The organism is Capnocytophaga sp. oral taxon 332 str. F0381 (assembly GCF_000318275.2).
Lineage (GTDB): Bacteria > Bacteroidota > Bacteroidia > Flavobacteriales > Flavobacteriaceae > Capnocytophaga > Capnocytophaga bilenii.
The window spans coordinates 60066-77554 of the sequence record NZ_KB291246.1 but is presented as its reverse complement, the minus strand read 5'-3'; the positions used below and the strand labels follow the sequence as shown (position 1 = coordinate 77554).

Annotated in this window: 14 protein-coding genes; 12 read left to right on the top strand and 2 right to left on the bottom strand. The window is 40.3% G+C overall.

The genetic code is table 11. The features are described 5' to 3' along the window. Positions 1–271: 271 nt before the first annotated feature. From HMPREF9075_RS00370 to HMPREF9075_RS00315, 12 genes are all read left to right on the top strand, one after another. Positions 272–1027, top strand: coding sequence for a class I SAM-dependent methyltransferase (locus HMPREF9075_RS00370; protein WP_009414595.1), 756 nt, complete (start codon positions 272–274; stop codon positions 1025–1027). Positions 1028–1096: 69 nt separating this feature from the next. After that, complete coding sequence (locus tag HMPREF9075_RS00365) at positions 1097–2008, top strand: ABC transporter ATP-binding protein (protein WP_009414594.1); 912 nt, start codon at positions 1097–1099, stop codon at positions 2006–2008. A 32-nt stretch (positions 2009–2040) separates the two neighbouring features. Then, positions 2041–2775 (top strand): ABC transporter ATP-binding protein, encoded by a 735-nt coding sequence (locus HMPREF9075_RS00360; RefSeq protein WP_009414593.1) that lies wholly within the window; start codon positions 2041–2043, stop codon positions 2773–2775. 61 nt (positions 2776–2836) lie between these two features. Then, positions 2837–3943 (top strand): ABC transporter permease, encoded by a 1107-nt coding sequence (locus HMPREF9075_RS00355; protein WP_034556443.1) that lies wholly within the window; start codon positions 2837–2839, stop codon positions 3941–3943. A 119-nt stretch (positions 3944–4062) separates the two neighbouring features. Then, on the top strand, positions 4063–5181 hold the full coding sequence (locus HMPREF9075_RS00350; protein ID WP_009414591.1) for an ABC transporter permease: 1119 nt from the start codon (positions 4063–4065) through the stop codon (positions 5179–5181). 287 nt (positions 5182–5468) lie between these two features. Further along, on the top strand, positions 5469–6485 hold the full coding sequence (locus HMPREF9075_RS00345) for a quinone-dependent dihydroorotate dehydrogenase (protein ID WP_009414590.1): 1017 nt from the start codon (positions 5469–5471) through the stop codon (positions 6483–6485). 158 nt (positions 6486–6643) lie between these two features. Beyond that, positions 6644–9097, top strand: coding sequence for an endopeptidase La (gene lon / locus HMPREF9075_RS00340; RefSeq protein WP_009414589.1), 2454 nt, complete (start codon positions 6644–6646; stop codon positions 9095–9097). Positions 9098–9132: 35 nt separating this feature from the next. Continuing rightward, on the top strand, positions 9133–9795 hold the full coding sequence (folE, locus tag HMPREF9075_RS00335; protein ID WP_009414588.1) for a GTP cyclohydrolase I FolE: 663 nt from the start codon (positions 9133–9135) through the stop codon (positions 9793–9795). 202 nt (positions 9796–9997) lie between these two features. Continuing rightward, positions 9998–12073: a phosphate acetyltransferase gene (gene pta, locus HMPREF9075_RS00330; RefSeq protein WP_009414587.1), complete on the top strand. Its 2076-nt coding sequence runs from the start codon at positions 9998–10000 to the stop codon at positions 12071–12073. A gap of 31 nt (positions 12074–12104) precedes the next feature. After that, positions 12105–13310 carry an acetate/propionate family kinase gene (locus HMPREF9075_RS00325; RefSeq protein WP_009414586.1) on the top strand — a complete coding sequence of 402 codons (1206 nt, stop codon included), beginning with the start codon at positions 12105–12107 and terminating at the stop codon, positions 13308–13310. A gap of 399 nt (positions 13311–13709) precedes the next feature. Continuing rightward, positions 13710–15101 (top strand): Pyridoxal-dependent decarboxylase sheet domain protein, encoded by a 1392-nt coding sequence (locus tag HMPREF9075_RS00320; RefSeq protein ID WP_009414585.1) that lies wholly within the window; start codon positions 13710–13712, stop codon positions 15099–15101. Positions 15102–15206: 105 nt separating this feature from the next. Next, entirely contained in the window at positions 15207–16151 is a 945-nt protein-coding gene (locus tag HMPREF9075_RS00315) for a DUF4421 family protein (RefSeq protein WP_051033396.1), read from the top strand. Here HMPREF9075_RS00315 and HMPREF9075_RS00310 read toward each other — a convergent pair whose 3' ends face one another. Together HMPREF9075_RS00310 and HMPREF9075_RS00305 are read right to left on the bottom strand one after the other, a co-directional pair. After that, positions 16152–16829: a hypothetical protein gene (locus HMPREF9075_RS00310; protein ID WP_009414583.1), complete on the bottom strand. Its 678-nt coding sequence runs from the start codon at positions 16827–16829 to the stop codon at positions 16152–16154. It abuts the gene before it with no gap. Positions 16830–16831: 2 nt separating this feature from the next. Then, positions 16832–17482 carry a hypothetical protein gene (locus tag HMPREF9075_RS00305; RefSeq protein ID WP_009414582.1) on the bottom strand — a complete coding sequence of 217 codons (651 nt, stop codon included), beginning with the start codon at positions 17480–17482 and terminating at the stop codon, positions 16832–16834. Positions 17483–17489 lie beyond the last annotated feature (7 nt).

Below are 17489 nucleotides of genomic sequence, written 5' to 3'. Positions count from 1 at the left end.
CAGAGCTTGTAGCTCGTGCTCAATTCAAAATTCACAATTCACAATCATTACAGAAAAACATTGCGAATAATTCAATAAGTCCTATGTAAGACAAATGTCGGAGCTTAGTCGGAGCTTAGTCGGAGGAATACAATAAAAATTACATTGTCAAATTCGCAATAAAAATCAAAAAACATACCCCCGCTGGCGCGAGCTTGTAGCTCGTGCCTATCAAAAAAAGAGCTTGTAGCTCGTACTTATCTAAAATAATAACAAACTAAAAATACTAAAAATGAACCCTATAAACTACCAGAAAATAAACCAACAGACCATTAATAATTGGATTGATAATGGTTGGGAGTGGGGGCAACCTATCTCCCATACCGAATTTGAGGAAGCCAAAAACGGTAATTTTTCCGTTAAACTTACTCCAACTAAAAGTGTACCTAAGGATTGGATAGGCAACTTGCGTGGCAAAAAAGTGTTAGGGCTCGCCAGCGGTGGCGGTCAGCAGATGCCTATTTTCACTGCCTTAGGTGCGCAATGTACTGTATTAGACTACTCCGATAGACAAATAGAACAAGAGAGAATAGTTGCCCAACGTGAGGGTTACCTCATCACACTCCTGCAAGAAGATATGAGCAACCCCCTTCCTTTCGCTAACGATACCTTTGATATGATATTTCACCCCGTGTCCAATTGTTATATTGAAGAGGTAAAACCACTATGGAAAGAGTGCTACCGCGTGCTTAAAAAAGGAGGTGTATTGCTTTCAGGTTTAGACATAGGCGTTAATTATCTATTTGATGAGGAAGAAAAAACACTGATAAACACCCTGCCTTTTAACCCATTAAAGAACGAAGAACACCTGCGTCAGATGCAGAAAAGCAATGGTGGCATACAGTTTTCACACACCTTAGAAGAGCAAATTAATGGACAGTTAGAGGCGGGATTCACGCTTTTAAGCCTTTATGACGATACCAATGGCTATGGCAATCTACACGAACACAACGTTGCAAGCTATATCGCTACAAAAAGTATCAAGTAGCAATCTCATTGTATTTTCTAATTTTCACATTTGCTAATTTGCTAATTTTCACATTTACTAATTAATAAAATGCCAAGCATAAATATACAAAATCTCAGCAAGTCCTATGGCGATACCCAAGCCGTCCAAAACCTCTCCTTACAAGTAGAGAAAGGCGAACTATTTGGGCTTATCGGTCCCGATGGCGCAGGCAAAACCACCGTCTTCCGTATGCTCACTACCCTCCTATTGCCTGATGAAGGTACAGCAACCATCGAGGGTTGGGACATCGTCCGCGATTACAAACAAATCCGCAACTGTGTGGGCTATATGCCTGGGCGCTTCTCCCTATACCAAGACCTTACCGTGCAAGAAAACCTACAATTCTTCGCCACCGTCTTTGGCACAACCATAGAGCAGAACTATCCCCTTATTAAGGATATTTACGAGCAGATAAAGCCCTTCTGCAATCGCAGAGCAGGCAAACTTTCAGGCGGAATGAAGCAAAAGTTAGCCCTATGCTGCGCCCTCATACACAAGCCCAAAGTGCTTTTTTTAGACGAACCCACCACCGGCGTAGATGTAGTTTCGCGCAAAGAATTCTGGCAAATGCTCGCCAAGCTCAAAGAGCAAGGCATCAGTATACTCGTTTCCACCCCTTATATGGACGAAGCCAGCCTATGCGACCGCATTGCCCTAATGCAAGCAGGAAAGATACTTTCCACCAGCACCCCCGAGCAAATCATCGCCGATTACCCCACAACACTCTATGCTGTCAAGGCTCCCGACCTGTACGCACTGCTCCAACACCTGCGCCAAAAGCCCGAAATAGATAGTTGTTACCCCTTTGGCGAGTATTTGCACCTTACCCTCAAAGAAGACACCAATATAACCTTATTCCAGCAGCAGCTGAAAACCACCTTCCCCCACCTCGATTGGCAGCCCATCACCCCCACCATCGAGGACAGTTTTATCCGCCTAATGGAAACCACAAATTGCTAATTTTCACATTTACTAATTTGCTAATTAATAAGATGACAGCCATAGAATGTAACAACCTCACTAAGCAGTTCGGCGACTTCAAAGCCGTCAACGGCATATCCTTATCCGTCAAGAAAGGCGAAATCTTCGGCTTCCTTGGTGCCAATGGCGCGGGCAAAACCACTGCCATACGCATCTTCTGCGGACTCTCCTACCCTACCTCAGGCGAGGCTACCGTAGCAGGCTTCGATGTTTATACACAGCAAGAGCAGATAAAGAAGCGCATCGGTTATATGAGTCAGAAGTTCTCGCTCTACGACAACCTTACAGTAAAGGAAAACATCACCTTTTACGGAGGCGTCTATGGCGTACCCCGAAACGAAATCAAAACCCGCAGTTCCCACCTTATCACCAAGCTTGGCTTGCAGGCAGAAGCCAACAAACTCGTAGGGTCGCTACCGCTGGGCTGGAAGCAGAAGCTCGCCTTTTCGGTAGCTATCTTCCACCGTCCCGAAATTGTGTTCTTAGATGAGCCTACCGGTGGTGTAGACCCCATCACGCGCCGTCAGTTTTGGGATATGATATACGAAGCCTCCGCGCAAGGCATCACCGTATTTGTCACCACCCATTATATGGACGAAGCCGAGTACTGCAACCGCATCAGTATAATGGTCGATGGCAAAGTAGCAGCCTTAGATACCCCCACTCACCTCAAAAAACAATACAACACCCATTCAATGGACGAAGTTTTCTATCAGCTTGCCCGCAATGCAAAACGCAATGAATAACCCCGTGTAGGGGCGAATGGCAATTCGCCTTTTAATCCCTAAGAACCTAATTACAAACCCAATGAAACAGCTTATAGCCTTTATACGCAAGGAATTCTATCACGTATTCCGAGACCGCCGTACCCTACTGATACTCTTCGGTATTCCCATAGCCCAAATACTCCTATTTGGTCAAGCCCTCAGCAGCGAGGTCAAGAACATCTCAATTGCAGTCCTCGACAAGGCGCACAACACCTATACACAGCAAATCCAAACGCAAGTCGCCGCAAGTCCTTATTTCAAGGTGAAAGAGCCCTTGCTCAATTACGATGAAATAGAAACCCAATTCAAGCGAGGCACACTCAAAGCCGCACTTCTCTTCCCTCCTGATTTTGGTAAAGACCTATACACGCCCCAAGGCACTACCCTACAACTCATCACCGATGGAGCTGACCCCAATACCGCCAAAACGGTAGAAAACTACCTCAATGCCATATTGCTTAGCTACCAGCAAACACTCAACCCTACGGCGCAACCCTCTTATCAGATAGTGGTAGAAAACCGAATGCTGTACAACCCAGCCCAAAATGGTTCGATGAACTTCGTTCCTGGGGTGATAGCACTCGTCTTTATGATAGTAAGCACTGCCCTCACCTCAGTAGCAGTTGTGCGCGAAAAAGAGTTAGGAACTATGGAAATCCTATTAGTATCCCCCTTCAACCCCCTAAAAATACTCATAGCCAAAGCCACTCCCTACCTGATACTCTCGCTTATCAACTTTACTGTGATACTCTTACTCTCGGCTTATATGCTCGAAGTACCGGTGCGAGGCAATTTGCTACTGCTTTATGCCGAAAGTACTCTGTTCATCATCATCTGTCTATCTTTGGGGCTACTTATATCCACCATAACAGCCTCACAACAAACAGCGATGCTCATCTCAATGATGGGGCTAATGCTCCCTACCGCCTTCTTTACAGGCTTTATGTTCCCCATAGAGAATATGCCCCTTGTTTTTCAAGGAATATCCAAAGTCTTCCCTTCCAGCTATTATTATAGTATCGTAAAAAAAGTAATGCTTAAAGGGCTCAGTTTTGGTTATGTATGGCAAGAAACCCTAATTCTTATCACAATGGCAGTCCTATTTCTAAGCCTTGCAATGAAAAAGTTCAAAGTCCGTTTAGAATAAGTTAGTGTTTAGTTGTGAGTTCAAAGCAGTGAGTCCTCAGCCACTACCGCAATTTTCCCTCCAAACCCTAATGTAAAACTTTCAAACCCTAATGTCAAACAACTAAACACTAACCTCTAATGAATACATTAAGCTTTATCCTCCAAAAAGAATTTAAACAGATATTCCGAGATAAAACCATCTTGGCAATGATGTTTATAGCACCAATAATGCAGTTCATCATACTGCCACAAGTAGCCAATTTTGATGTGAAGAACATCAACCTCGTGTATATAGACCACGACCAGAGCCCCTATTCGCAACAGCTATTACAGAAGATAACCGCCTCGGGGTATTTCCGCCTTATCAGTGCCCCTTTCACTTATGCCGAAGGTATTACGTATATAGAAAAAGGCAAAGCTGATGTAGTAGTAGAAATCCCTACCGATTTTGAGCGCAATCTCGTGCGTGAGGGGCGCCAGTCCATAGGCGTATCGATAGATGCTATCAACGGCAGCAAGTCCAGCTTAGGAGGAGCCTATTTGGCACAAGTAATACACGATTTCAACCAACAGTTGGCTATCAATATCAAAGCCCCCAAACCTCTTGCTCGTACAGCCCAAATAACAATGGCAAGCACCTCTTGGTACAACCCACTGATGCAGTACAAATACTACATTGTGCCCGGCATATTAGCCATATTGCTCACCATTATAGGCGGTTTCTTATCGGCACTGAATGTGGTTAAAGAAAAAGAAATAGGCACCATAGAGCAGATAAACGTAACGCCTATTAAGAAGTGGCAATTCATTTTAGGCAAGCTCATACCCTTTTGGGTATTAGGTACGCTGCTTTTCACTTTGGGGCTTACCCTGATGTATGTAGTTTATGGTATCGCCCCAGCGGGAAGTTTGCTCACCCTATACACCTTTGCTGCAATGTATCTTATTGCCATTCTTGGCTTTGGGCTGCTGGTTTCCACCTTTGCCAATTCGCAGTTGCAAGCAATGTTTATCGCCTATTTCTTTATAATGATATTCCTGCTAATGAGCGGTTTCCTTACCAATATAGAGAGTATGCCCGCTTGGGCAATGACAGCATCGCAATTCATTCCCGTTACTCACTTTGTAAAAGCAATGCGCCAAATTGTCCTGAAAGGCAGTGCGCTATGGGAATTGAAGGCAGAGCTATTATACCTTATGGGCTTCGCAGTAGCGCTCAACAGCTGGGCAATTTGGAATTATAAGAAAACAAGCTAATTTATCCTTCGCTTATCCTTCGCTTATCCTTCGATTATCCTTCGCTCAACCTTCGCTCAACCTTCGCTCAACCTTCGCTTAACACAGGGGCAAAGCCGCACCAGCAAGCACTAAGCAAAGAAAACACATTAGCCAAAAAAATATTCGTCAAAAAAATTGTACAGAATAAAAAAAAGCTGTATATTTGCACCATAAAAAAGAATTATCATTAAGTGTTAGTATGATTTTAGGTTAGAGAGGAGGCACAAGCCGTTTTTTCTAACCTTTTTTATATGTAAATTGAGATTATGTACAAAACCATTATTCGCCCATTACTCTTTTCGCTCGACCCCGAAAAGGCACACCATTTCACATTCAGCTATTTGAAATTCATACACAAAATACCCCTTGTGCCTGCCCTTATAAGAGCCATTTACAAGGTAGAGCACCCCTCACTACACCGTGAGGTATTCGGCTTGCATTTCAAAAACCCCGTAGGATTAGCCGCAGGGCTAGACAAAGACGCCAAGCTATACCAAGAGCTCTCCAATTTAGGCTTCGGATTTATAGAGATAGGCACTATCACCCCTAAACCACAACCTGGCAATCCCCCCAAGCGGCTCTTCCGCCTAATAGACGACCAAGGTATCATCAATAGAATGGGCTTCAATAACGAAGGTGTAGAAGCAGCCGTAAAACGCCTTAAAAAGAACAAAAATGTGCTCATAGGTGGCAATATAGGTAAAAACAAAATTACCCCTAACGACCAAGCTGTGAATGACTATCTCATCTGTTTTGAACAGCTGTTTGATTACGTAGATTATTTTGTAGTGAATGTAAGTTCGCCCAATACCCCCAATTTGCGCACCTTACAAGAAAAAGAACCCCTACAACAGCTGCTCAGTACCCTACAACACAAAAACCACGAGCATCCCAAACCAAAGCCCATACTGCTAAAAATAGCCCCCGATTTAACCGATGAGCAACTATTAGATATTATTGAGATTGTACAAAATACCCACATCGCAGGTGTTATAGCCACCAATACCACCATTGGCAGACAAGGGCTACACTCGCCTGCACAAAACGAAACAGGTGGACTTAGTGGTAAGCCCTTAAAGCAACGTGCCACCGAGGTAATCCGTTTTCTATCAGAAAAAAGCAACAAAGCCTTCCCAATTATAGGCGTAGGAGGTATTTTTAGCGAAGAGGATGCTATTGAAAAGCTGAACGCAGGAGCCTCACTGGTACAGCTTTACACAGGCTTTATATACGAGGGTGCAGGACTTGTAAAGCGTATCAACAAGCGATTGATAAAACAATAACCCCACCCTCTGCACAAATTGGCACAGCAATTGCAATATATATACCCAAGAAAGCATTTACATTAGTAAAATGCACAATATCAAACTAATAACTCAATAAAGCCAACAGTAACTAAAAAAGCGACTGACATATTGGCATATCTTGATTCAATAAGACAATGAAAATAGAAAATTTTGACAGCTTAGTGATTAGCAATATGGATGAGAATGCAGAAATCATACCTCTTTTCCCAGAGGAAGATGAGCAAGAAGTATCACAACAAGCAATCCCACAGATACTTCCCATATTACCACTAAGAAATACCGTGTTATTTCCAGGAGTAGTAGCCCCTATCAACATAGGGCGTGATGCCTCGTTGCAGCTGATGAATGACGCTAATGACACCGATAAAACCATAGGTATAGTAGCACAATTAAATGAAGATACCGAAAACCCCACAAGTAATGACCTTTACAAGCTGGGAACAGTAGCCCGTATCTTGCGCATATTCAAGCTTCCCGACGGGAATGCTACTATTATCATACAAGGCAAAAAACGCTTTCAGATAGACCACATTGTAGAAGAAAAACCCTACATAAAAGCCGCTATTACCGAAGTAGCCGATATAAAACCTGAACCCAACGATAAGGAGTTTGAAGCCACTATCGAATCTGTAAGAGAAATGGCTATCAAGATTATTCAAGAAAACCCCAATCTCCCTTCGGAAGCAGCCTTTGCTATCCGAAACATCAACAGCGATGCTTTCCTAATAAACTTCATATCAGCCAATATGAATGCTACCGTATTGGAAAAACAAGCAGTATTGGAAATAGATGAGCTTAAGGAACGCGCTACGGAGGTATTGAAATACTTGCATATAGATTTCCAAAGGCTTACGCTTCGCAACGAAGTGCAATCTAAAGCCCGTTTTGATATAGACAAGCAGCAGCGCGAGTACTTTTTGCAGCAGCAGATGCAAACCATTCAGAAAGAGTTGGGCGGAGCTTCATCAGAAGCCGAAATAGAAGAGCTACGTGCTAAAGCCAAAGATAAAAAATGGGACAAAAAGGTGAAAGACCTCTTTGAAAAGGAAATCACCAAAATGCAACGCACCAACCCCAATAGCCCTGATTATAGCATACAGCGCAATTACATAGAAACGCTTTTAGAGTTGCCTTGGAATGAATACTCTAAAGACAATTTTGACCTGAACCGCGCCCAAAAGATACTCGATAAAGCCCACTATGGCATAGATGAAGTAAAGCGCCGTATTATAGAATACTTAGCCGTACTAAAACTGCGCAACGATATGAAGTCGCCCATATTGTGCTTTTATGGTCCGCCAGGGGTAGGAAAAACCTCTTTAGGGCGTTCTATAGCCAAAGCACTCAACCGCGAATATGTGCGAATGTCATTAGGAGGCTTGCACGATGAAGCCGAAATACGCGGGCACCGCAAAACCTACATAGGGGCAATGCCAGGACGTATATTGCAGCTATTGAAAAAGGCAAAGACCTCCAATCCCGTATTTGTATTGGACGAGATAGATAAATTAGGCAATAACAATTACCACGGCGACCCCTCATCGGCAATGCTGGAGGTACTTGACCCCGAACAAAACAAGGAGTTTTACGACAACTTTTTAGAGATGGGTTATGACCTCTCTAAGGTATTGTTTATAGCCACTGCCAACGATTTATCTACCATACAGCCTGCCTTACGCGACCGTATGGAGCTCATCAACGTAACGGGCTATACTATTGAAGAAAAAGCCGAAATAGCCAAACGACACCTCTTGCCCAAGCAGCTGAAAGAGCACGGAATGAAATCATCTGATATACAACTGGGTAGGAAAGAAATAGAGCGTATTATAGAAGGTTATACCCGCGAATCGGGGGTGCGCGCCTTAGAAAAAGAAATAGCCAAAGTAGTGCGTTATGGTGCTAAAAACTTGGCTATGGAAGAGGCATACGACCCTAAAATATCTGTTGAAGATATAGAGAAAATATTGGGTGTACCGCATTTTGACCGTGATAAATACGAAGACAACGATGTGGCAGGTGTAGTAACAGGACTTGCTTGGACGAGTATGGGAGGTGAGATACTATTTATAGAATCGGCACTCTCTAAAGGCAAGGGGGTACTGAACATTACGGGCAACTTGGGGCAGGTGATGAAAGAATCGGCTACCATAGCCTTAGAATACATCAAAGCCAATGCCGAGCGCTATAACCTAAACCCTAAGCTCTTTGAAAACTACGATGTGCATATACACGTGCCAGAGGGTGCTACCCCAAAAGATGGGCCTAGCGCAGGAATTGCGATGCTCACCTCGCTAATGTCATTATTCACCCAAAAACGTGTGAAAAAGCACTTGGCAATGACCGGTGAAATTACCTTGCGTGGCAAGGTGTTACTTGTGGGCGGACTTAAAGAAAAGATATTGGCAGGAAAGCGTGCAGGCATAAAAGAATACATACTGAGCAAAGATAACAAAAAAGATATACAAGAAATAAAAGAAGAATACCTCAAAGGGCTTACCTTCCACTACGTAACCGATATGGAAGAGGTTGTGCGCTTGGCTATAACTTCGCAAGACGCAAAACATAAAAAAGTTTTTACCTTTGAATAATTATTTGTACCTTTGCCCCATCATAATAAAAAACGATGAAAGAAGAAGATATTTTAGGAGAAAATCATATAGCCACTTCGGCAGAAACGCCTCTAAGGGCTGATGCTTTTGAGAAAAGTGAGGCTGAAAAGATAACCGAGATAGAAGGACACGTGCGTGCTATATTACACACATTGGGTATGGATTTAACTGACGATAGCCTAAAAGGTACGCCCAAACGTGTAGCGAAGATGTTTGTAAAGGAGATATTTGGCGGCTTATTACCAGAGCGCAGACCTTCGATGTCTACTTTTAACAACTCATATCACTACGGCGAAATGTTGGTAGAGAAAAACATAGTGGTTTATTCTACGTGTGAGCACCATTTATTACCTATAGTGGGGAGGGCACACGTGGGATATATATCCAACGGAAAAGTGCTGGGACTATCTAAAATGAATCGTATTGTGGAATACTATGCCAAACGCCCCCAAGTACAAGAGCGCCTCACCCTGCAAATAGTACAAGAGATGCAGCGAGCTTTGGGTACTGAAGATGTAGCCTGCATTATTGATGCAAAACACCTATGCGTAAATTCGCGAGGGATAGAAGATATAGATAGCAGTACTGTAACGGCTGAATTTGGTGGAAAATTTAAAGACCCTGAAGTGAGAAAGGAGTTTTTAGAATACATCAAATTAGAAACGAGATTTCATTAGTGTAAATTTTTTTGTAGGATTTTATCCTTATGGGGTAAAATCCTATTTTTATTATAGAATAAGGATATTGTGTGATAACCAAGCCAGCGAATGCATAGCGCTGGGTATGTAACGGCAAAAAAAATAATCAATAATTATTTGACAATTAAACATTATTTTGTACTTTTGCAATCTATACACTAAAACAAGTAAAATTAGAACAATGAATAAGTCAGTTTACATTATCCCCGTAAATACCCACAGTGGTAAATCGGTAGTGAGCTTAGGTGTATTGCAAATGATAATGCGCAATACATCAAAGGTAGGCTACTTTAAGCCTATTATTGAAAGCAAGTCTGAAAAAGATATGCTTATAGAAACAGTGTTGGAGCACTTTAAGCTCAATATGAGTTATGAAGAGACTTATGCTTATACACGTAAAGAGGTAATAGCCCTTAAGAACCAAGGAAATATTGGTGAAGTGTATGATACCATCATCAAAAAGTACAAAGCTTTAGAAGAAAAGTTTGACTTTGTATTGGTAGATAGTCCTGGTATTGTAGGTGATAGCAATTTTGATACTGACTTTAACGCTTCGGTAGCACAGAGCTTGAATATTCCTGTGCTGGTAGTGCTAAAGGATAGTTTTGCTTCGGAAGACGAGCTACTAAACCAAGTGCAAGTGCAATTAAATTCGATTTTAGAAAAAGATGTGCAAGTGCTTAGTGTGTTTATCAACAAGGCTAAAAATGCGACAGAGGCTACCCAAAGCAAATTGGAACAGAAATTTAAAGATATTACATTTACTGTAATTCCGCGCAAAGAGGAGCTTTCACGCCCTACGATTCGCGAAGTAGCCAAAGCTTTAAATGCTGAGTTTTTGTACAAAGGTGATAACATAGATGTTATTACCAAACGTACCCTTATAGGAGCGATGCAATTGCCTAACTATTTTGCAAACCTTACTGAAGATACTTTGGCGGTAATCCCTGCCGACCGTACTGACTTGATTACGGGCTCATTAGTAGCTAACTACTCCAACTATTCAAACATCAAAGGAATTGTGCTATACGGAGACTTTGAGCTTGACAAATCTATTCACAAGATATTGGAGGGTATTCAAAAAAACATCCCGATAATGATAGCCAAGAGCAATACTTTTGAAACAGCAAACCTTATAGGGGCTATCAATCCTCGTATTTACCCAGAGAACACAGAAAAGATAAAACTACTACTTCAGTTGTTTGACGAAACTGTAGATGCTGAAAAACTAAACAAGAGCATTTCTTCATTTAAATCGGAAACCATAACACCGCGAATGTTCCAATACAATATGGTACAGAAAGCACGCCAAGGGCAAAAACACATTGTATTGCCAGAGGGTACCGATGACCGTATTCTTACTGCTGCTTCACAACTTGCCGAAGATGAATTGGTATACCTTACTATCTTGGGCGACCCCGAAGCGATAAAAACACGTGCTACCAATATATTGGGCTTGAAATGGAACGAAAAACGTATCAGTATTGTAAATCCTGCTAATAGCCCTAAATATGAGGCGTATGCTGAGAAACTATACGAGCTTCGCAAGAGCAAAGGTTTAGAGCTTTCGCAAGCTAAAGATTTGATGCTTGATGCTTCGTACTTTGGTACGATGATGGTATTTGTAGGTGATGCCGATGGTATGGTATCGGGTGCGGTAAATACAACAGCACATACTATTCGTCCGTCATTACAGTTTGTAAAGACCAAGCCAGGGGTAAGCACTGTGTCGTCAGTATTCTTTATGTTGTTGCACGACCGCGTATTGGTGTACGGTGACTGTGCGGTAGTACCAAACCCAACTGCGGAACAATTGGCAGATATAGCTATCAGCTCTGCCGATTCGGCAATTGCTTTTGGCATAGAACCTAAGGTAGCACTCCTCTCCTACTCTTCTGGTAACTCAGGCAGTGGTGCTGATGTGGATAAAGTGCGTGAAGCTACCGCTTTAGTAAAACAACGTCGTCCAGAACTATTGGTGGAAGGGCCTATACAATACGATGCGGCAGTAGATCCTAAAGTGGGTAAACAAAAGATGCCTAATTCGCCAGTAGCAGGACAAGCTAATGTACTTATTTTCCCTGACCTTAATACGGGTAATAATACTTATAAGGCAGTACAACGCGAAACTGGAGGTTTGGCAATAGGGCCTATGCTTCAAGGCTTGAAAAAGCCTGTAAACGACTTGAGCAGGGGGGCACTTATTCCCGACATTTACAATACGGTGCTTATTACAGCCATACAGTCGGAATTTTAATGAGCTTATAAATCAGAAATTATAAAAGAAAATGGAAATATTAATTATTAATTCGGGGAGTTCGTCTCTAAAATATCAGCTTATAGATTCTAAAACAGGAGAATCAAAAGCCAAAGGGATTGTAGACCGTATAGGTATTGAAGGTAGCTTGATAAAATATGTTGCGGTAAAAGACGGTAAAGAAGTAGAAAGGAAGAAAGAAGTGCCTATTCCTACTCACGAGGTGGGTATGAACTTGGTAACTGAATTCCTCACAGACCCTGAAGTGGGAGTTATTCACAATCCTGAAGAAATAAAAGGGGTAGGACATCGTGTGGTGCACGGGGGTGAAAAATTGGTACAGCCTACTGTAATAGATGATGCTGTTGTGGAAGAAATCACACGTATTATCCCACTATCGCCTTTGCACAATCCAGGACACTTAGAAGGTATTCGCGTGGCGCGTAAACTTTTTAATAAGGCTATTCATGTGGCTGTGTTTGACACTGCGTTCCACCAAACGATGCCTCCTAAAGCTTTCCGCTATGCAATTCCTAATGAATACTACGAAAAGTATGGTATTCGTTCGTATGGTTTCCACGGTACAAGCCATAAGTTTGTAGATGCTGAAGCGCGTAAATACCTCAATAATCCGCATATTAAGAACATTACAATTCACTTAGGTAATGGGGCGAGTATGGCTGCTGTGAACCAAAATGGACAGTGTATAGATACCTCAATGGGCTTAACGCCACTTGATGGTCTTATTATGGGTACGCGTTGCGGACAGATAGATGCCTCTGTAGCGTTCTTTTTGGGACAAGAATTGGGATTGAGCTTTGAGGAGGTGAAAACTATCTTTAACAAGAAGAGTGGTATGCTGGGGCTTACAGGCTATTCTGACGCTCGTGATGTGGCAGCTAAATACCACGCAGGCGATGCAAACGCTCAGCTTTGTTACGAGATGTACGGTTATCGTATCCAAAAATTTATAGGAGCTTATACAGCTGCTTTAAACGGGTTGGATTCGATTGTATTTACGGCAGGTTTGGGCGAAAACGATGCTCTTACACGCTCATTTGCTTGTAGGAATATGGATTTCTTTGGTATCAAACTTGATGAGAAGAAGAATGAAGAACTAAATCACCCTAAAGCACCTGTAGAAATACAAGCTGCAGATAGCCGAGTGAAAATATTGATAATACCTACCAACGAGGAATTACAAATTGTAAATGAAATTGTAGGATTGGTAAAATAAATAACAAAACAGCAGAGATAGCGATGTCTCTGCTGTTTTTTCTTATAAAACTATCATATTTGATAAAGATTTTTTTTAAAACATAGCTGTTAATTAAAAAATAATGACTACCTTTGCAGCCGTATAGTCGTAACGTTGTGTCTATATAACATATAACAATTTTTATAACTTTTAATTATTGAGGTTATTACAATGAATATGAACGATTACATCATATTTTTAAGTTATTTTCACTCTGCTCACACACGTGCACAACAGATTCGTTGCAAGGCAAAAAGCCTTTCACCTCTTCGTATTTGAAAAATCAGCATTAGGAAGTAATAGCATTTTGGGCAATAGTGATGACTGTTGCTCGCACTTCGCAAAAACATTTACTATTATTTTAATTACGCTGAACAAATGAAAAATAAATATATCGACTTAATTGACCGAACCTACTATTTTCCTCAAGATGAATTTACCTTGGAGGGCGATGAACTTCGCTTTCACAATATTGACTTAATGGAGCTGGTACGCCAATACGGAGCACCGCTTAAGTTTATGTATTTGCCGAGAATTTCGGAGAATATACAGAGGGCTAAAAAATGGTTTGAAAAGGCTATTAAAAAGCATAAATACAAAGGGGCATATAATTACTGCTATTGTACGAAGAGTTCGCACTTTAAACACGTAATGGTGGAAGCACTGAAGAATGATATTCATATGGAAACATCTTCGGCTTTTGACATTAACATTATTAATAACCTCATCAATGAGGGGCTTATCACTAAAGAAAAGCATATTTTATGCAATGGCTTTAAACGCGATGCTTATATAGATGGCATCGCTGACCTTATCAATCGTGGATATGAGAATTGTATTCCTATCATTGATAACTACGAGGAAATTAACCTTTTTGAGGAGAAAATAAAGGGGACTTATAGTATTGGTATTCGCATTGCTTCGGAAGAAGATCCTCGCTCAGAGTTTTATACTAGTAGGCTAGGGATTGGCTATAAGAATATAGTGCCTTTTTACAATCGTGAGATAAAAGATAACGCAAAAGTGCGGCTAAAAATGTTGCATTTCTTTATCAATACAGGGATTAAAGATAATGCTTACTATTGGAATGAGCTTTTGAAGTGTTTGCGGGTGTATATTCAGCTGAAAAAGGTGGCTCCTGAGCTGGATAGCCTTAATATAGGAGGTGGTTTTCCTATAAAGACTTCGCTGGCTTTTGAGTACGATTACGCTTATATGGTAGATGAAATTATCCGCCAGATAAAAATTACTTGTGAACAAGAGAAAGTGCCTGTACCGAATATTTTTACTGAATTTGGAAGTTTTACGGTGGGTGAAGCTGGGGGTGCTATTTATGAAATTATGTACCAAAAGCAACAAAATGACCGTGAAAAATGGGATATGATAAATTCATCGTTTATTACCACTTTACCTGATACTTGGGCTATCAATAAACGTTTTGTATTGTTACCTATCAATCGTTGGAATGATGAATATGAGCGAGTGCTTTTGGGCGGGCTTACGTGTGATGGTGATGATTACTATAACAGTGAGCAGAATATGAATGCTATCTACTTACCTAAGTATAACAAAAACAAGCCTTTATACATTGGTTTTTTTAATACGGGGGCTTACCAAGACAGTATTGGGGGGGTAGGTGGTTTGCAACACTGCCTTATTCCGCAACCTAAAATTGTATTGATAGACAAAGATGAGAAAGGAAATATAGTATCTCGGCTTTTTATGGAACAACAAAAAGCTGAGGATATGCTGAAGATATTAGGATACTAAAACAATTGTTAATTGTCAATGATTTGTAAAAAGACTGTTCAGAGGAGTTTTGTTGGACAAGTAAGACTTTTTTGAATGGTCTTTTTATTACTAAAAGTAAGAATGATGAGAATATTCTTTTTCTTTTTGTTTGTAGGAGTATTATGGGGGCAGGAAAATGATATGAAGTACTACCAATACAATCTGTGGTTGCGTCCGTCTATCAATATGGATTATTTGAGATTGGAAGTAATAGAAGCACCTGAAAATGAAAGTTTAAAAAATAAGAAGTTATTACCTAATTACCCTGTAAACTTAGGGCTTAGTATGGGGATTTACAATACGTTTGTAACGGTGGGATATTCTAAAAGTATTGTTCCTCTACGAGATACTGATAAATATGGTAAGAGTAAGTTTTTTGACTTTCAGGTGCATTCATTTTTTAAAGAGCGGTTTCTGTTTGACCTTTATTATCAGGATTATAAAGGATTTTATTATACAGATAAGGCAAATATAAGGCTCCTGAACGATACTAAAATACACCAAATAGGCAGTGAACTATTATACTTTAGGAACTTGAAGGAAATAGCTTTGGAACAATTATTAAACCACGGAAAAACACAGTTTGGGACGGCTTTTGGGTGGTATATAGGTGGAGGACTTTACTATCACAAAATTGATATTCCTGCACTTTCGTATGTTAATAGCAATGAGGTATTTAGACATATACAAGCTGGCGTGAGTGTGGGGGTAACAGGTAATATTAACCTTACGGATAACTTTACTGCTTTTACCCTGATGGGAATAGGAGGTTACTTTGGAGGTGAGATGAAGCCACTTTCTAAAATGAAACTAAATGGTTATAATAATTTCAGACTATTGCTATCGGGGGTGTATACTAAAAAAGATTGGACTTTTATTTTTACGGTGCAAGAGAATAACAAACAGCTTTATTATAGAAAGAATGAACAAATAGACATCAATAGTAGTAATATTGAAATTAGCTGTATAAGGCAGTTTCGTTTTCAAACAAAATACCGAAATAGAGTAATGGAACTTTTAGGAATGTGATTATTTCGCTTCCCTAATAGCTTCTTTAACCACTTGGTCATATAAGATATTTTTATTGGAGTAATTCTCTTTGTAATTCTTGAGTTCTTCTAATACCTTTTTTCGATCTTCTTCTGTAAGATTTCTTCGGTTTAGCTTCCATTTTCTATATTGAGCTACAGCTTTGTGATAAGCCAGCTCATAAGCAGGAATATACTCATTGCTGCTATACAAATCTACCAATCGCAGTACTTCGTCAAATTTTAGGAAGGTAGTAAAGGCTTTTTTTATATCTCTCAGTTGCGAGTCAGCAGCTTCTTGGTTTTTTGTAGCTACAAAATCGGTAGCAGTAAGGGGATATTGGGCTAATTTGTTTTTCAGTTCTTTTACTTTTTCTACATTGTTGCTATTAGGATTGGCTATATAGTTATCTATATTTTGTCGTAATACTTCAAGACGCTGAAAGTCAAAGTTAGCCACATCATCACTATACATTTTGCTTATAACGGCGTATTCTGATTCTATCCATATATACAACATTTTATTGTCTTGGCGCAACTCAGGAGTATTGAGCAAACTTAATACTTTTTGATAGTTTTTATTTTTATAGGCTTTAATAGCTTCAAATATAGTGTCATTGGATTGTGCCCATACGCTTGCCGAAAAGAGTATGCTTAAAAAAAGATATATGATTTTCATTATTATAAATAGTTATAATTGTTCCAACTATCATAATGATAGCGTAATTTTTCTTCCATTTCTTCTTTTATTGATTTTATGTTTTCAAAATGCTCAAATTTAGGATTGATTTTTAATTTGCCCATAAGCTTATCGTACTCTTCTTTTGAAAACTGTGCTATTGGAGTATGGATAAAGTTGTCTATTTGTTTGGGTAGTATACTTGTATAGAAAACGTACCATTGCCAATCTTTCTTTACTTCATTCACACTTGGGTCATTGGTTTTGATGGTAGCCCAATGGCTGATGTATTTCTTAACCTCGTTTTTATCTATAGGTTCTTTTTGTAGTATTTGAGCAACTATGAAAGCCGATCTTTGGCTATAATTATCCTTCAGGGTTTCTAAATAAGTATCTTTTAAATCTTTAGTGATATCACCTTGGTTGTAATACCCTGTAATTTCAATAAGTAAATTGTTATAATCTTGAGGAGTAACTTGTATGCTATCCAGATTACTTATGGCAGCTTCTATAGTTTCTTGTACCGAAGAAGCTTCGGCAGTACTTTTACTAATGGGGGAAGATGAGCTTTTTTCGGAAAACCAAGTATAGAGAGCCACACAGCCTATAGCTACTAAGGCTGTAAGCATAAAATAGAGCGTTCGTTTATTCATTTTGTAT